This window comes from Streptacidiphilus sp. MAP12-20, from assembly GCF_041262525.1.
Taxonomy (GTDB): Bacteria; Actinomycetota; Actinomycetes; order Streptomycetales; family Streptomycetaceae; genus Streptacidiphilus.
This window is the reverse complement of record NZ_JBGCCK010000006.1, coordinates 167,056-183,385: the sequence shown is the minus strand read 5'-3', so window position 1 is coordinate 183,385 and position 16,330 is coordinate 167,056. Positions and strand designations below refer to the sequence as shown.

The 16,330-nt window shown below is 71.1% G+C and carries 14 protein-coding genes; 6 read left to right on the top strand and 8 right to left on the bottom strand.

Annotated elements, in window-relative coordinates:
* Positions 1-79 precede the first annotated feature (79 nt).
* Positions 80-4,018, top strand: a complete 3,939-nt coding sequence (locus ABIA32_RS10190; RefSeq protein ID WP_370093805.1) for a Pls/PosA family non-ribosomal peptide synthetase — start codon at positions 80-82, stop codon at positions 4,016-4,018.
* A 382-nt stretch (positions 4,019-4,400) separates the two neighbouring features.
* Here ABIA32_RS10190 and ABIA32_RS10185 read toward each other — a convergent pair whose 3' ends face one another.
* Both ABIA32_RS10185 and ABIA32_RS10180 read right to left on the bottom strand, forming a co-directional pair.
* Positions 4,401-4,652: a WhiB family transcriptional regulator gene (locus tag ABIA32_RS10185; RefSeq protein WP_030257455.1), complete on the bottom strand. Its 252-nt coding sequence runs from the start codon at positions 4,650-4,652 to the stop codon at positions 4,401-4,403.
* A 334-nt stretch (positions 4,653-4,986) separates the two neighbouring features.
* Positions 4,987-5,943, bottom strand: coding sequence for a diacylglycerol kinase family protein (locus ABIA32_RS10180; RefSeq protein ID WP_370093671.1), 957 nt, complete (start codon positions 5,941-5,943; stop codon positions 4,987-4,989).
* A 291-nt stretch (positions 5,944-6,234) separates the two neighbouring features.
* Here ABIA32_RS10180 and ABIA32_RS10175 point away from each other — a divergent pair, with 291 nt between their 5' ends.
* Positions 6,235-6,660 (top strand): hypothetical protein, encoded by a 426-nt coding sequence (locus tag ABIA32_RS10175; protein ID WP_370093670.1) that lies wholly within the window; start codon positions 6,235-6,237, stop codon positions 6,658-6,660.
* Between the two features lie 7 nt (positions 6,661-6,667).
* Here ABIA32_RS10175 and ABIA32_RS10170 read toward each other — a convergent pair whose 3' ends face one another.
* The 4 genes from ABIA32_RS10170 to ABIA32_RS10155 form a co-directional block, all read right to left on the bottom strand.
* Entirely contained in the window at positions 6,668-7,750 is a 1,083-nt protein-coding gene (locus ABIA32_RS10170) for an RNA polymerase sigma factor SigF (protein ID WP_370093669.1), read from the bottom strand.
* A gap of 28 nt (positions 7,751-7,778) precedes the next feature.
* Positions 7,779-8,192 (bottom strand): anti-sigma regulatory factor, encoded by a 414-nt coding sequence (locus tag ABIA32_RS10165; protein WP_370093668.1) that lies wholly within the window; start codon positions 8,190-8,192, stop codon positions 7,779-7,781.
* Between the two features lie 219 nt (positions 8,193-8,411).
* Positions 8,412-8,885: an N-acetyltransferase family protein gene (locus ABIA32_RS10160; RefSeq protein WP_370093667.1), complete on the bottom strand. Its 474-nt coding sequence runs from the start codon at positions 8,883-8,885 to the stop codon at positions 8,412-8,414.
* 29 nt (positions 8,886-8,914) lie between these two features.
* A complete protein-coding gene (locus ABIA32_RS10155; protein ID WP_370093666.1) occupies positions 8,915-9,184 on the bottom strand; it encodes a UBP-type zinc finger domain-containing protein in 270 nt (89 codons plus the stop codon).
* Between the two features lie 49 nt (positions 9,185-9,233).
* Here ABIA32_RS10155 and ABIA32_RS10150 point away from each other — a divergent pair, with 49 nt between their 5' ends.
* The 3 genes from ABIA32_RS10150 (at position 9,234) to ABIA32_RS10140 (ending at position 14,512) form a co-directional block, all read left to right on the top strand.
* Positions 9,234-10,871: a Na+/H+ antiporter gene (locus tag ABIA32_RS10150; RefSeq protein ID WP_370093665.1), complete on the top strand. Its 1,638-nt coding sequence runs from the start codon at positions 9,234-9,236 to the stop codon at positions 10,869-10,871.
* 183 nt (positions 10,872-11,054) lie between these two features.
* A complete protein-coding gene (locus tag ABIA32_RS10145) occupies positions 11,055-12,278 on the top strand; it encodes an FAD-dependent monooxygenase (protein ID WP_370093664.1) in 1,224 nt (407 codons plus the stop codon).
* A 320-nt stretch (positions 12,279-12,598) separates the two neighbouring features.
* Positions 12,599-14,512: a putative Ig domain-containing protein gene (locus ABIA32_RS10140; protein ID WP_370093663.1), complete on the top strand. Its 1,914-nt coding sequence runs from the start codon at positions 12,599-12,601 to the stop codon at positions 14,510-14,512.
* Positions 14,513-14,599: 87 nt separating this feature from the next.
* On the opposite strand, the gene ABIA32_RS10135 is transcribed toward ABIA32_RS10140, so the two are convergent.
* Positions 14,600-15,151: a 1,4-alpha-glucan branching protein gene (locus ABIA32_RS10135; protein ID WP_370093662.1), complete on the bottom strand. Its 552-nt coding sequence runs from the start codon at positions 15,149-15,151 to the stop codon at positions 14,600-14,602.
* 97 nt (positions 15,152-15,248) lie between these two features.
* Complete coding sequence (sodN, locus tag ABIA32_RS10130) at positions 15,249-15,644, bottom strand: superoxide dismutase, Ni (protein WP_370093661.1); 396 nt, start codon at positions 15,642-15,644, stop codon at positions 15,249-15,251.
* 182 nt (positions 15,645-15,826) lie between these two features.
* On the opposite strand from sodN, the gene sodX reads away from it, so the two are divergent.
* Entirely contained in the window at positions 15,827-16,297 is a 471-nt protein-coding gene (gene sodX, locus ABIA32_RS10125) for a nickel-type superoxide dismutase maturation protease (protein WP_370093660.1), read from the top strand.
* The last annotated feature ends 33 nt before the right edge of the window (positions 16,298-16,330 follow it).

Sequence of the window (16,330 nt, the reverse complement as noted above, 5' to 3'; positions counted from 1 at the left end):
CGGAGGCGGCACCGTCACGGCTCCGGCCTGGCAGACGGGCGCCGTCTGGCCTGTCGCGGACCCGGCTCCGGCCAGGACGCTGCTCGACATCCTCGACGAGACCGCCTGGCGTCACCCGGACGCGCCCGCCCTGGACGCGGACGGCACCGTCCTCTCCTACCGCGCGCTGCTGCACGCCGTCGGCGCGCTGGCCGCGGAGCTGGCCGGCTACGGCATCGGCCCCGGCGACCGCGTCGGCGTCCGCGTCCCCAGCGGCACGGCCGATCTCTACCTCGCCATCCTCGGTGTGCTGCGCGCGGGCGCGGCGTACGTCCCGGTCGATGTGGACGACCCGGACGAGCGCGCCGAGATGATCTGGAGCGACGCCGGGGTCTGCGCGATCATCGGCGCCGGGCTTCGGGTCGTCGCAGGACCGAGCCCGACCGGGGGAGACCCGGGCACGGCCGGGATCGGCGACGACGCCTGGATCATCTTCACCTCCGGCACGACCGGCCGCCCCAAGGGCGTCGCGGTCACCCACCGCAGCGCTGCGGCTTTCGTCGACGCGGAGGCCAGGCTCTTCCTGCGGCAGGCCCCGCTCGGTCCCGGGGACCGGGTGCTGGCCGGGCTCTCGGTGGCCTTCGACGCCTCCTGCGAGGAGATGTGGCTGGCCTGGCGTCACGGCGCCTGCCTGGTCCCGGCCCCGCGCGCGCTGGTCAAGGCGGGCACGGACCTGGGCCCGTGGCTGGTCCAACGCGGCATCACCGTCGTCTCGACCGTCCCCACCCTGGTCGCGCTCTGGCCCGCGCAGGCGTTGGACCGGGTCCGGCTGCTGATCGTGGGCGGCGAGGCCTGCCCGGCGGAGCTGGTGGAGCGCCTCGCCGTGCCGGGCCGCGAGTTCTGGAACACCTACGGCCCGACCGAGGCGACCGTCGTCGCCTGCGCCTCGCTGATGCGGGCCGGGCAGCCCGTCAGGATCGGCGCCCCGCTGGACGGCTGGGAGCTCGCCGTCGTCGGGCCCGACAACCGGCCGGTCGCCTGGGGCGAGATCGGCGAACTCGTCATCGGCGGCGTCGGCACGGCCCGCTACCTGGACCCGGCCAAGGACGCAGAGAAGTTCGGCGCGCAGCCGTGGCACGGCCGCGCGGAACGCGTCTACCGCAGCGGCGACCTGGTCCGCGCGGACCCCCAGGGCCTGGTCTTCGTCGGCCGCGCCGACGAACAGGTCAAGCTCGGCGGCCGCCGCATCGAACTCGGCGAGATCGACGCCGCGCTGCAAGCCCTGCCGGGCGTGCGGGCGGCAGCGGCGGCGGTGAAGGAGACGGCGGCAGGCGGCCAGGTCCTGGTGGGCTACCTCGTTCCGGAGGCGCTCGGTACCCCGACCGCGCAGGCGGCCGGCTCTGCCCCGCCTGGCGGCGGGAGTGGCGCCGCCTCGGCGGAGTTCGGGGGAGTCGCCGGGCTTGACGGGCCGTGGGTTCCGGGCGGGCGTGGGGCGGTCGGTGCGAGCGGCGAAGCCCCGCTCGACCTGGGCGCGTTGCGCTCCGCGCTGCTGGAGCGGCTGCCGCAGGCGCTGGTGCCCGTGTTGGCCGTCGTGCCGGAGCTGCCGACGCGGACGTCGGGGAAGGTGGACCGCAAGGCGCTGCCGTGGCCGCTGCCGGGCGTGGGGGCCGCGAGCCCGGCCGGAGGCCCGCTGCTGGGGGCCGCCGCGTGGATCGGTGAGCAGTGGCAGGCGGTGCTCGGGGTGCCGGTCGGGCCGGAGAGTGACTTCTTCGCGCTCGGCGGGACCAGCCTCGCCGCTGCCAGGCTCGTCTCGCTGCTGCGCGCGCGCTTCCCCGGCGCCTCCGTCGCCGACCTCTACCAGCAGCCGCGGCTGGACGAGCTCGCCGCCTACCTGGACGACGGCTCCGACGAGGCCGCCGCGGCGCGCGAGGTACGGCCGGTGCCCCGGCGGGTCGGGCTGTACCAGGCGCTGGTGCTCGCCGTCCTGTTCACCCTCACCGGCGCGCGCTGGGTGCTCGCGCTGGCCGCCGTCGACAACGTGATAGGGCCACTGCCCTGGGCCCCGCAGACGTCCTGGTGGGTGATCGCCGGCGGCTGGCTGGTGCTCTCCAGCGCCTTCGGGCGGGCCCTCGTCGGGGCCGTCGGGGCGCGCCTGCTGACGGCGGGTCTGCGGCCCGGCAGCTATCCGCGCGGCGGCGTGGCGCACCTGCGGCTGTGGACCGCCGAGCGGCTGGTCGGCGCGTTCAACGTCGTCTCCGTGCTCGGCACCCCGCTCGCGAGCCGTTACGCGCGCCTGCTCGGTTGCCGCGTCGGCGCGGACGTCGAGCTGCACAGCATGCCGCCGGTCACCGGCATGGCCGTCTACGGCGACGGCTGCGCGGTCGAGACCGAGGTCGACACCGCCGGCTGGTGGCTCGACGGCGACGTGCTGCACCTGGGCACCGTCCGGATCGGGCGCGGCGCGCGCATCGGCACCCGGACCATGCTCATGCCCGGTGCGGAGATCGGCTACGACGCCGAGGTGCTGCCCGGCAGCTGCGTGATCGGCCGGGTGCCCGCGCAGGCGCGCGTGCACGGTAGCCCGGCCCGCCCGGACGAGCGGCCCGTGCCGCCCGCCGAGCGCTGGCCCGCCCCCGCGTACCGGCGCTCCCGCGGCTGGACCCTGGCCTTCGCCCTCGCGCTGCCGGGCTTCCAGCTGCTGCCGTTCCTCTCCGCCCTGCCCGCCGTCCTGTTCGTCTACCAGCTGATAGGGAACGACCCCTCCTACCTCGGGGTCTTCGACCGGATCATCACCGCCTCCATCCCGCTGGCCGTCGTCACGCTCGGCCTCTACGCGCTGGTGGTGGTCGCGGCGGTCCGGCTGCTCTCACTCGGGATCAAGCCCGGCCTGCACCCGGCGCACGGGCGGACCGCCTTCTGCGTCTGGGCCGTGCACAATCTGATGGCCTCCTCGCGAGTGACCCTCTTCCCCTTCTACGCCAGCCTGCTGACGCCGTTCTGGCTGCGCGCGCTCGGCGCCGGGATCGGACGCAGGGTCGAGGCCTCGACGGTGATCGGCTTGCCCGGCCTGATGCGGGTGGACGACCACGCCTTCCTCGCGGACGACACCATGGTCGGCTCCTTCGAGACCCGCGGCGGCTGGCTGCGGCTCGGCGTCTCGGGTGTCGGCAAGCGCTCCTTCGTCGGTAACTCCGGCATCGTCGCGCCCGGCCGGACGCTGCCGGACGACTCGCTCGTCGGCGTGCTCTGCGACGCCCCGCCGACCGCCGAGCCCGGCAGCTCCTGGCTGGGCCGCCCCGGCATGCGCGTGCAGCGCGTCGTGGAGGGCGGCGACGCCGCCCGCACCTACGACCCGCCGCGTCGGCTGGTTTTGGCGCGCGCCGCGGTCGAGCTCTGCCGGATCGTGCCCGTGCTGATCGCGGTGCTGCTGGGCGATCTGGCCGCGACCGGACTCCAAGCGCTCTTCGACTGGGACGGGCTGGTGCTCTGCGCGGCCTTCGCCGGCGTGCTGCTGCTGGCCCTCGGGGTGACGGCGTGTCTGCTCACCACCGCGGCCAAGTGGTTGCTGATGGGCCGGTTCCGGGAGGGCGTCCAGCCGCTGTGGAGTTCCTTCGTCTGGCGCAACGAGCTGTTCGACACCTTCGTCGAGGAGCTGGCGATGCCGTGGCTGGGCAGCTCGCTCGTGGGCACGCCGTTCTTCACCGCGTGGCTGCGCAGTCTCGGCACGAAGATCGGGCGTGGCGTCTGGTGCGACTCGCACTGGCTGCCGGAGACGGATCTCATCAGTCTGGGTGACGGAGCCACCGTCAATCGTGGTGTGGTGGTGCAGACTCACCTCTTCCACGACCGGCTGATGCGCATGGACGCCATTGACGTCGCGCCCGGCGCGACGGTCGGCCCGCACTCCATCGTGCTGCTGGGCTCGACGCTGGGGGAGGGGTCCGTGGTCGGCCCGTCCTCCCTGGTGATGCGCGGCGAGACGGTGCCGGCCGGCACCCGCTGGCTGGGCAACCCGGTCCGCCGCTGGGCCGACGCCTGAGCGGCCGCCCCGGACACGACGAAGCCCCGGCCCCCGCTGTGTGCGGGGACCGGGGCTTCGTCGTGAGCCTTCAGAAGAATGAAGCGAGGCCCTGCCGAACGGGGGGGAGGTTCGGCAGGGCCTCTTGACCTGCTCCGGCCGTCGGGGGGAGTCGGCCGGAGCAGGGGCTCTGGTGAGAGCGTAGCGCTCCGTGCACGGCACGGGCCACTGCCCTCGGCTCCGACGGTATCAAATCCTCGGGGCCAGTGAGCAACGCACCGAGTGTGCGTTGCTTCCGAAAGTGCTCAGAGCGTCGTCACGGCGCTGTGGGCGACGGATACGTACGAGCACTCGATCAAAGGTTGATCAGAGAGTGGTGCTGGTGTTTCGACTACTCAGCGTGTCAGGCGGTGCGGGCGCGGTTGCGGGCGGCACGACGCTTCATCGCGCGACGCTCGTCCTCGCTCATGCCACCCCAGACGCCGGCGTCCTGACCGGTCTCGAGGGCCCACTGCAAGCAGCTCTCCATGACGGGGCAGCGACGGCAGACAGCCTTCGCCTCCTCGATCTGGAGCAGGGCGGGCCCAGTGTTGCCGATCGGGAAGAACAGCTCGGGGTCCTCTTCCCGGCAGACAGCGCGGTGGCGCCAGTCCATCTTGTCCAACTCCTCTAAAAGGCGGGGATGTCCCACCTGCATCAATGGCAGCTTGTGAATGTGAACGCTTTCACGAACCCGTTGGCAGGCACAGGGCCGACGGGTGGGTCGGCGTACGGGTGCTCGCGGCGTTGCGGTGGATTCGGGCGACTCAGGCGGGTTCCGGTAACGGACTGTCCCGATCGCCATGTAAAGGTTCGCAAACCTCGACCGGGGATACAACCCCCTTCGGGTAGGAAATTTTGAATCGTCGGTGTCGCTTGGGTCACACCCTGTACTTCGATGGAGTGAAGCGGGTCGCGCGTTCGAGAACAAGGCCGAATGGCCCTTCCGTTCACACAATCACACGCAGTGCCCGAGATACGCCTGTGAAGCTGATGGTCTTCCGCTCTCCAAGGTGGTCCCCATCGACCTGGAAGGGCAGCGGTTCCTGCGAATGCAAGGTGAATTCCGGCAGATCGTGGTAAGCGACCACGTGTTTGCCGTGCGGTCCGGCCCCTCGGGAGTCGAGCAGTTGGGGAATCGTGCGCAGGGTCTGAACGAGTGACATCCGGGTCATCCCGAAGAGGTCCAGGTTCGTGTCGAAGCCCGCTTCGGGTGAGGCGTAGACCGGCCGATTGCCCAGATAGGTCCACGGAGAGGTGTTGGAGACTATCGACACCGCCAGCCCGGTGACCGGTTCCCTGCCGTCGGCACTGAACGTGATCGGACCGTTCCTGCGGTGCCCGCTCTCGCCGGCGAACTGGCGCAGCGCCTGCCCGATATAGAGGGAGTGCGTCGACCGTCGCCCGCTGCGGCGCGCCTGCTCCACCCGTCCGACGACGCCGGCGTCGAAGCCGAAGCCGGCGGTGAAGGTGAACCACCGGTCCGGCAGCCCTTCGCCGCCGGAGCGCCCGAGACTGACCCACCGCTGGCGCGGCGCGTCCGGACCGCTGAGGGCGTCGAGCAGTTGGCCGGTCGCCTCGACGGGATCGTTGGGCAGCCCGAGCGCGCGGGCGAAGACGTTCGTGCTCCCGCCCGGCACGACGGCCAGACTGGGCAGGTGTTCGGCGGGGCCGTCGTGCAGCAGCCCGTTGACGACCTCGTTCACGGTCCCGTCCCCGCCGAGGGCGACGACGAGATCGTGCGTCCCCCCGATCGCGGCCTCGCGCGCGAGATCGCGCGCGTGTCCCCGGTAGCCGGTGGCGACGACGTCCAGCTTGAGGTCGTTGGCGAGAGCGTGCGTGAGGACGTCCCGGGTCCGTCCACTGGTGGTGGTCGCTTTCGGATTGACGACCAGGAGCGCACGCATGTCGACAGACTACCTAGCGGTAGGCAGTGCGTTCAGTTGCAACCACCCAGGGGCGCGGGGCTCTGCTGATTTGCGCCTCCGGCGCGTGGGTGCGACAGGTGACGACGGAGGGTCCGTTGCAACCTGCAGGGGCGCGGGGAACTGCGCGAGAAACCAGCGGCGTGCGGATGGCCCTGCGCGTTCGGGGCACTACCTCGGTGGGTGGCTTGTCGCGCAGTTCCTCGCGCCCCTTGGGAGAGTGCAACGGGCCCCTGGAGAAGAAGGCCGGGCGTCGGCGGCTAGCCTGGGGTGGTGACCGCGAATGCCAGTCTGTCTGCTGCCCCCGCCGTCGAGCGTCCCTGGACGTTGACCGCCGGGGCGTGGTTCTCCGTTGCTCAGGGCGTCGTCATCGCCGCCTACGGCGTGTACGTCGTCGTCGCGCCGCTGGTGACCACCAGCAAGACGGGTGTCGGCATGGCCGAGTTCGCCGGGGCGCTGCTGCTGTTGATGGGCGGGCTGCCACTCGTCGCCGGGCGGGCCCTGCTGCGCCTCAAGCGCTGGGGCCGGAGCCCGGCCGTCATGGTCGACACCCTCTGCCTGGCCGTGGCCTGGTTCACCGTCCAGAACGGCGGAGCCCAGATCGCCGTCGGCGTTCTCGTCGGGCTCGCCGGCATCGCGGGCATCGTCCTGCTCCTGCACCCGAGGACCACCGCCGCGCTGTGGCCCTCGGGTCAGTAAGGACCGCTCACTCCTCGATGAGGAGCTTCTCCCGAAGCTGCGCCAGCGTCCGCGCCAGCAGCCGGGAGACGTGCATCTGCGAGATGCCGACCTCCGCCGCGATCTGCGACTGCGTCATGTTCCTGAAGAACCGCAGCACCAGGATCCGCTGCTCGCGCTGCGGCAACTGCGCCAGCAGCGGCTTGAGCGACTCGCGGTACTCCACGCCCTCCAGCGCGTCGTCCTCCGCGCCCAGCGTGTCGGCCACGGCGGGGGACTCGTCGTCCGTGTCCGGCACGTCCAGCGAGAGCGTGCTGTAGGCGTTCGCGGACTCCAGGCCCTCCAGCACCTCCTCCTCGGAGATGCCCAGCTGCTCGGCCAGCTCGTGCACCGTCGGCGAACGCCCGTGCCGCTGCGAGAGCTCGCTCGTCGCCGAGGTCAGCGACAGCCGCAGCTCCTGGAGCCGGCGAGGTACCCGCACCGCCCAGCCCTTGTCGCGGAAGTGCCGCTTGATCTCGCCGACGATCGTGGGCGTCGCGTACGTGGAGAACTCGACGCCGCGCTCCGGGTCGAAGCGGTCCACCGACTTGATCAGGCCGATGGTGGCGACCTGCGTCAGGTCGTCCAGCGGCTCGCCGCGGTTGCGGAAGCGCCGGGCGAGGTGCTCGACCAGCGGAATGTGCATCCGGACCAGCTGGTTGCGCAGCTCCACCCGCTCGGGCGAGCCGTCGGGCAACTGTGCGAGCCGGACGAAGAGGGCGCGTGCGGCCTCGCGGTCCGGCGCGCCGTGCCGCTGAGGCGTGGCCACGCGCATGCCCGGACCCCACGGCTCGGCCGCGTTCTCCGGTTCGACGACCGGACCGGCCGCGTCGCTGCCCGTCGCTTCGTCGCCGGCCGTTGCCTCGCCGCTGCCCGGCTCCGTGTCGAAGGCGACCGACTCGTCCGCCTTCGCGCTCCCGTCGTCAGGCTTCGCGTCGAATGCCCGGTCCGCGTCGGCGCGTTCGGCATCGTCCGCGAACACCCTTGCCTCCGTCTGCTGCTGGTCGCTCGCGTCCGCCTGGGCGGGCACGACAGCCCGGTCCGCTCCGGGCCTGTGGTTCAGGTCTCTCACGGCGATCCCCCGCTCCCGTCTCCTCGCGTCATGGCTGGCCGGGGCCGGCACCGCGCTTCTTGTGCAGGCTGATGGTCACCGTCTTGTCCGGCTCGACCGTGGACTCCACCTCGCCGGCCAGGGCGGAGAGGACCGTCCAGGCGAAGGTGTCGCGCTCGGGCGCGCGGCCGTCCGTGGTCGGGGCCGAGACCGTCACCCGCAGCGAGTCGCCGACCAGGCGGAACACGCAGCTGAGGACGGAGCCGGGCACGGCCTGCTGGAGCAGGATCGCGCACGCCTCGTCCACTGCGATCCGCAGGTCCTCGATCTCGTCCAGCGTGAAGTCCAGCCGCGCCGCGAGACCGGCCGTCGCGGTTCGCAGAACCGAGAGGTAGGCACCCGCCGCGGGAAGTCGGACCTCGACGAAGTCCTGCGCGCCGGGTTCGCCGTCGATCTGGGACACCCTCACCTCCGTGCTGTGCTGTTGGGTGGTGCTGTGCTCTTGGGTGGAGCAGCGGGACGTCTCGTCCGTGCCGGTGACGCTATCGCGATCCCGTGCGTCGTGTCGCCCATCCCGTGGGCCGGGCCACCTTGGTGACTCATAGTAGGTCGCTATATACGCACCGTGGCAATGGGCGAGGCGAAATCCGCGTCGGGAACATGCGGCCGGGGCTGCTGATGCTCAGCCGGCGCCGAGAGCGGAGAGGGGAGCGCCGCTGAGCCGGTAGACCGTCCACTCGTCCATGGGGAGCGCGCCGAGCGCGCGGTAGAAGGCGATGGACGGCTCGTTCCAGTTCAGCACCGACCACTCGAGCCGTCCGTAGCCGCGCTCCACGCAGATCCGGGCCAGCTCGGCCAGCAGCGCCTTGCCGTGGCCGCCGCCCCGCGACTCCGGGCGCACATAGAGGTCCTCCAGGTAGATGCCGTGGGTTCCGGTCCAGGTTGAGAAGTTGCGGAACCAGAGCGCGAAGCCGACGGTGCGGCCGTCGCCGTCCTCGGCGATGTGCGCGAAGGCGGCCGGGTGCTCGGCGAAGAGGGCGTCGTGCAGCTGCTGCTCGGTGGCCTTGGCGTCGGACAGGGACTTCTCGTACTCGGCCAGTTCCCGCACCATCGCGTGGATCTCGGGGACGTCGGCAGGGGCAGCAGGTCGGATCATGACTGAAGCGTAGATCCCCGCTGACCGGTTCACACGAGCCTCTGGTCCTCGAAGCACCAGCGCCAGCTCTCGCCGGGCTCGAAGCTCCGCATCACCGCGTGGCCGGTCTGCCGGTGGTGCTCGGTGGCCCAGCGGCCGGGGGTCGAGTCGCAGCAGCCGACATGCCCGCAGTGCAGGCATTTGCGCAGGGCGACGGGACGCTGCCCGAGCTTCTCGCAGTGCTCGCAGCTCGCGCTGAGCTCCGCGGGCTCCTGCGCGTCGAGCTCGTCCAGGTGCGGGCAGGGGCGTGAGGGGGACATGGGCCCCAGGGTACGGCGGAGGGGTCCGCGAGTGTGCTTCTGTGAGGCCATGAGCGGTATGAGCGGTCCGAGCGCACTCCTCCTGCTGGTCGCGGGCAGCACGGCGGTGGCCGGGGTGGCCCGCCGGTACCGGGTCTCCGCTCCACTGCTGCTGGTCGTCGCCGGTCTCGGCGCGGCCTACCTGCCGGGGCTGCCCGACTACTCGCTCGACCCGCGGATCGTGCTTCCGCTGGTGCTTCCGCCGCTGCTCTACTCGGCCGCGCAGGACGCCTCCTACCGCAGCCTGCGCAACAACCTGCGGCCGGTGGCGCTGCTCTCGATCGGCTACGTGCTCTTCTGCACACTGACCATGGGTCTCGTCGCCCACGCGCTGATCCCCTCGCTGCCGCTGCCGGCGGCTTTCGTGCTCGGCGCGGTCATCGCGCCGCCGGACGCCGTCGCGGCGACGGCGATCGCGCGGCGGGTCGGACTTCCCGGTCAGCTGGTCTCGATCCTCCAGGGCGAGAGCCTGGTCAACGACGCGACCGCGATCACCGCGTACCGGGTGGCCGTCGCGGCGGCGGTGGGGGAGGGCTTCTCCTTCGGCAGCGCGCTGGGCGAGTTCCTGCTGGCGGCGCTGGGCGGGACGGCCGTGGGCCTGCTGGTGATGTGGCCGCTCCAGTGGCTGCGCTCCCGGCTGCGGGATCCCCTGCTGCTCAACACCTTCTCGCTGCTGGTGCCCTTCGCCGCCTACGCCGCGGCGGAGGCGTTCGACGCGTCCGGGGTGATCGCGGTGGTGGTGGTCGGGCTCTACCTCGGCCACTACGCGAACTGCGTCGACTTCGAGCTGCGGCTGCAGGAGGAGGCGGTGTGGCGCATGGTCGCCTTCGTGCTGGAGTCGGCGGTCTTCGCCCTGATCGGCCTCCAGTTGCCGGTGGTGGTACGGCAGTTGAACGGCTACTCGGCCGGCCAGCTGGCGGTGTGGGTGACGGTACTGCTGGTGGCGCTGATCGGGCTGCGCTTCGTCTGGTCCTGGCCTGCGACGTATCTGCCGGGCCTGCTCAGCCGGAGGATCAGGGAGCGGGAGGGCCGTCCGCAGTGGACGCGGCCGTTCGTCGTCTCCTGGGCGGGCATGCGGGGTGTCGTCTCGCTGGCGGTGGCCTTCTCGATTCCGGTGACGACGGGGAGGGGGTACCCCCGGCCGGAGGCTGGGGGAGGATCTCCTTTTCCCGACCGGGACTTGCTGCTCTTCCTGGTCTTCGCGCTGGTGATCGGCACGCTGCTGGTGCAGGGCCTGACCCTGCCTGCGCTGGTCCGGCGGCTGCCGCTGCCGGCGCCGGACCGCCAGGCCGAGACGCTGCGCGAGGCCCAGGCCCAGTACGAGGCGTCCCAGGCGGCGGAGGCCCGCCTGGACGCGCTGCTGGAGGATCCGCGCAACCGGCTGCCCGAGGCGCTCGAGTCGCGCCTGCGCCGGTTGCTGGACCGCCGCCGCAACGCCGTCTGGGAGCGGATGGGCGCGCCGGTGCACGAGTCGACGGGGGAGTCCGTCGACAGCGCGTACCGGCGGCTGACCCGCGAGACCCTCGACGCGGAACGGCGCGCGCTGGTCACGCTGCGCGGCGACGACCGGATCGACGACGAGATGCTGCGCCGACTGGTGCGACGTCTGGACTTCGAGGAAGCCCTGATGGTGCACACGGAGGAGTGAGGCACGAGGGGACCACCAGGGGGTTTCTCGCGCAGTTCCCCGCGCCCCTTGATAGTGCAACTGGCTGTCGCGCGAGTACGTGCCCGTGGTGCGCGCGCGGTCAGGGCGCGGTCAGCGGCGCGCGCGAGTCTCGTTCTCGAGAGCGCGGCATACCGCAGCGCGAGAGAACCCCGAGGTGGAACCATGAACGGCAAGCGCGTCCTGATCTCCGGCGCCAGCATCGCCGGCCCCGCCCTCGCCCTCTGGCTCGGCCGCGCCGGATTCGACGTCACCGTCGTCGAGCGGGCCACGTCCTTCCGTGAGGGCGGCGGCGCCGTCGACTACCGCGGCGCCGTCCACCTGACGGTTCTGGCGCGGATGGGCATCCTGGACACCCTGCGCGGCCTGGACACCGCGATGGGCGAGCAGGTCGTCGTCGACGAGGCCGGCCGCGAGGCCGTCCGGCTGCCCGCCTCGTTCATGAGCGGGGAGCTGGAGGTCACCCGCGGCGACCTGGCCCGGACCATCTACGAGGCCGGTCTGGCCCACGCCCGCTACGTCTTCGGTGACTCCATCCGTACACTGACCGAGCACGCCGACGGGGTGACCGTCGAGTTCGAGCAGGGCGGTACCGAGGAGTTCGACCTCGTGGTCGGCGCGGACGGGATGCACTCGGTGACCCGGCGGCTGGCCTTCGGCGAGGAGAGCGAGTTCCGCCGCGACTCCGGCTACTTCTTCGCGACCTTCTCCACCCAGGCGCCCGCGAGCCTCGGCCTACGCGACAGCGGGGTGCTCTGGAACGTCCCCGGGCGGATGGTCGGCCTCTCCAACACCCTCGGCGAGGACGGCGCGATGCTGGTCTTCCACGACCCCGGGCTGCGCTACGACCACCGCGACATCGCGGGGCAACGGGCCATCGTGCAGCAGCACTTCGGCGACGCCGGGTGGGAGGTGCCGGGTGTGCTGAGCACGATGTGGTCGGCGCCCGACTTCTACTTCGACTCGCTGAGCCAGGTCGTCATGGACCGCTGGTCGAACGGCCGGGTCGTGCTGCTCGGCGACGCCGCGTGGGCTCCCGCGCCGGGTGGCATGGGCAACGGGCTCGCCGTGGTCGGCGCGTACGTGCTGGCGGGCGAGCTGGCCATGGCGCCGGACCACGCCACCGCCTTCGCCCGGTACGAGGAGCGGATGCGACCGTACGTGACGACATGCCAGAAGCAGGGGAAAGGCGCCGGCCCGTTCCTGGCCCCGCCCACCGCGAAGAAGCTGAAGCAGCGCAACCGCATCTACCGGGTGCTCTGCAGCCGGCTCATGCGTTCCCTCTTCAATCGGTTGACCACCAAGGCCGCCGAGGCCATCGACTTGCCGGACTACCCGATGTCCGGGGTGCCGCGAGCTGCGGGCGTAGATCTTCTCCCACAGTCGTAAACGAACCCTCAATCCCCCACAAGGGGGGACAAGAAACCACCAAACGGCGGGCTACGCGCGGTGACCCGCGCTGAGCTCGCCGTTTGTTCACCAGTACGTCTGATTGGCGTCGGTTGCTGTGAATTGCCTGTTGACCGGAATTGGACAACCCTGCTTTGCTTTGCCCTCGAAGGCGGGAACACCACAGCCAGTGGTGACAGGTAGCCAATTCTCATGCGCAGCTTATGAGTTGGCCGAACCCCCTTCTGTTCTCCCAGGGCAAGCGGGTGGCCTCCCCCTGTTCCAGTGGCCTCCCGCGACGAGAGAGGATCACTCCCCACATGCGCAACTCCCGCACCAGATGGGCGGCGATATCCAGCGTCGCCTCGCTGACCCTCGCAGCCGCAGGTCTCGCCGCAGCAGCGTCTCCGGCGCAGGCTTCTAACCCGGTCTTCCCCCAGGTCTCGGGCCAGGCCCACCACCACGCGGCGGTGACCGGCTCCGGCATCACGAACGAGTTCAACCCGTTCAGCTCGTCGCTCGGCGCCAGCAAGATCCCGGGCATGAAGCAGTACGAGGCCATGAAGCGGAACCGCATCGCGCACCAGGCGACGGCGGCGGCCACCGGCCAGGAGACGCTGTCCTACGGCGGCGGCGTGGACGGCATCGGCGTCCAGAGCGGTCACTCCAAGGTCTACCTGGTCTTCTACGGCACCCAGTGGGGCACCCAGGGCACCGACGCCAACGGCAACGCGACCTTCAGCGGTGACGCGAACGGTGCCGCGCAGGCCACCCAGAACATGTTCAAGGGCATCGGCACCAACAGTGAGAAGTGGTCCGCCGACCTGACCCAGTGGTGCGACGGCCCGAACGTCGCCTCCGGCGCCGTCAGCTGCCCCTCGAACGCCAACTTCATCCCGTACCAGAGCGGCGGCGTGCTCGCCGGTGTCTGGTACGACAACTCCGCCGCCTCGCCGGCCCAGGCCAGCGGCCACCAGCTCGGCGTCGAGTCCGTCAACGCGGCCGCTCACTTCGGCAACACGACGGCTGCGTCGAACCGGGACGCCTACTACGTCATCCTCTCGCCCCACGGCACCAACCCGGACGACTACCAGAACCCGACCACCGGGTACTGCGCCTGGCACGACTGGAACGGCGACACCACCCTGACCGGCGGCGCCGCGTCCTCGCCCTACGGCGACATCGCCTTCTCGAACCAGCCGTACAACATTGACCAGGGTGCGAACTGCGGCGTCGGCTTCGTCAACTCGCCCGGAACGCTCGACGGCTACACGATGACCCTCGGTCACGAGTGGCACGAGATGATGTCCGACCAGAACCCGGCCGGCGGCTGGACCAACCACGTCACCGGCAGCAGCTACAACGGTCAGGAGAACTCCGACGAGTGCGCCTGGCTCAAGCCCGGCACCACCGGCGGTGCGGCCAACATCTCCTTCGGCAGCTTCGGCACCTACGCCGAGCAGGCCAGCTGGTCGAACGACACCAACTCCTGCGCCATCACCCACACGATCCTGACCCACGGCAACACGGTCACGGTCACCAACCCGGGCACCCAGACCGGCACCGTCGGCACCGCGGCCTCGCTGCAGGTCAGCGCCAGTGACTCGGCGACCGGCCAGACCCTCACCTACTCGGCGAGCGGCCTGCCGGCCGGCCTGTCGATCAACTCCTCGACCGGTCTGATCTCCGGCACCCCGACCGCGACGGGCACCTCCTCCGTCACGGTCACCGCGACGGACACCACCAACGCCACGGGTTCCACCACCTTCAGCTGGACCGAGAACGGCACCGGCGGTGGCGGCGGCGTCACCAACGGCGGCTTCGAGTCGGGTTCCTTCACCGGCTGGACCACCACCGGCAACGCCGCGGTCATCGCGGGTGCGGCCCACTCCGGCAGCTACGGCGCGATGCTGGGTTCGACCAACCCGTCGAACACCTCCACCGCGGCGCAGACCTTCACCGCGCCGACCGGCAGCAGCACGCTGTCCTTCTACTACAGCAACACCTGCCCCGACACGGTCACCTACGACTGGGCCACGGCGACGCTGAAGGACAACACCACGGGCACGACCACCACGGTCCTGGCCCAGACCTGCGCCAGCTCCTCGGCCTGGACCCAGGTCACCTCGGCCGTGACGGCGGGCCACAGCTACACGCTGACGCTCACCAACAAGGACGACAACTACGCGGGCGACCCGACGTACACCTACTACGACGACGTCACCGTGTCCTGAACCACCTGACGTAGCGGCGCGAGCGGAGACCGGCCGGGGGGCGGTCTCCGCTCGTCGCTGCGTTATGCGTTGTGCGTTGTGCGCGAGTCACGCGGAAGCGACGACGCCCTCGACGTGAGTGCCGTCAGGAAGCTCCCAGCCGACGGTGACCGTCCCGAGGGCGGCCTCGACGCCCGAGTGGGGGAGCACTCGGTGGGCGACCGGCGTTCCGGATCCGGTGACGTGCACCTGCACGGACGGGTCAGGGGTGTCGCTCTCGCCCTGGGCCTGGGCCTGCACCTCGCCCCTCAGCAGCGCGGTCAGCTGCGCCAGCAGCACCGGGTCGTGCACGCCGTCGTAGATCCAGCGCGTGCCGAGCACACCATGCTCGGACGTCCCGATCAACGCCGCGTCCGCGCCGTCGAGCGGCGCCCCGCGGTAGGTCAGCGGCAGGTGGTACGCGACGGGCTCGCCCGCGGAGACCTCGGTGACGATCATGAATTCGATGCCGACCTCACCGGCCGGGTCGTCGAGCCGGAACCCGCCGGCCTTGGCGAGCTCCGGCTTGGGTCCGCCCCGGTACCAGGGCTGGGCCGGCAGCCACTCGGTGAGCAGCTCCATCTTGGTGGGGCTCATCGTGGTGCGGTGAACGACGGCCAAAGCGACTCCTTGCGTCGATGGGTCTGATCAAAGTCGGTCGGATCAAAGTCGAGGGCCCGACCGGAATCCCGGTCGGGCCCTCGTGCATGCCTCGGGATCAGGCCTGCTTGGTCTCCCAGAAGATCTTGTCGACCTCGGCGATCAGGTCGAGCGCCTTCTGGCCCGTCGCCGGGTCGGTGGAGGCCTTGGCCGCGGAGAGCGCCTTGAGGGTGTCGTTCACCAGCTGGTGGAGCTGGGGGTACTTCTCGAAGTGGGGCGCCTTGAAGTAGTCGCTCCACAGCACGGAGATGTGGTGCTTCGCCATCTCCGCGCGCTCTTCCTTGATCACGGTCGCGCGAGCGCGGAAGTGCGGGTCCTCGTTGGCCTGGTACTTCTCCTGGGTGGCCTTGACGGACTCAGCCTCGATACGAGCCTGAGCCGGGTCGTAGACGCCGCAGGGGAGGTCGCAGTGAGCGTGGACAGTGACCCGCGGTGCAAAGAGCCGAGAGAACATGGGAGTCCTTCCTGTGATCGTCTTCCCAGGAGGAGGTTACCGCCGAAAGCGCCCGGACTCGCGTCCACCCCGAGTGCTTAGGACAAAGGTCGTAGAAGAGGTGGACTTGCCTCGGCTGCTTGCGAAGATGGAAGCGGGACGAAGCGGACCGGTGGGCGAGGTTGAACGGGATGGCCGAGCGGATGGGTGAAACTGACGGACGGGCGCGGTTGCAGGACCCGCAGGACCCGCAGGAGCCGCCGGAGGGCGGCGCGGTGACAGGGCGGTTCGGCGTGGTCGTGGTTGACGGCCCGTCGATGGCGCCGACGCTGGCGCACGGGGACCACCTGCTCTGCCACTACGGGGCGCGGCTGCGCCCCGGCGCGGTGGTCGTGGCCCAGCACCCGCTCCGGCAGGACCTGCTCGTGGTGAAGCGCGCGGTCGAACGCCGCGCGTACGGCTGGTGGCTCCTGTCGGACAACAGCGCGGTCGAAAGCGACAGCCGCGATTACGGCCCGGTACCTGATTCCCTGGTCCTGGGCCGCGTTCTGCTCCGCTTCTCCCCGAAGCCCGCGTGGCTCGCTCCCTCCACCTGGTGGCACCCAGCGCTCCGCGCCCTCCCCTACGGCTTCGCCCGCCGCTTGGGCGATTTCAGGAGACTGCCGAACCTCTAGGCAAGCCGGCCAATTGCAGTTCCCCGCGCCCCT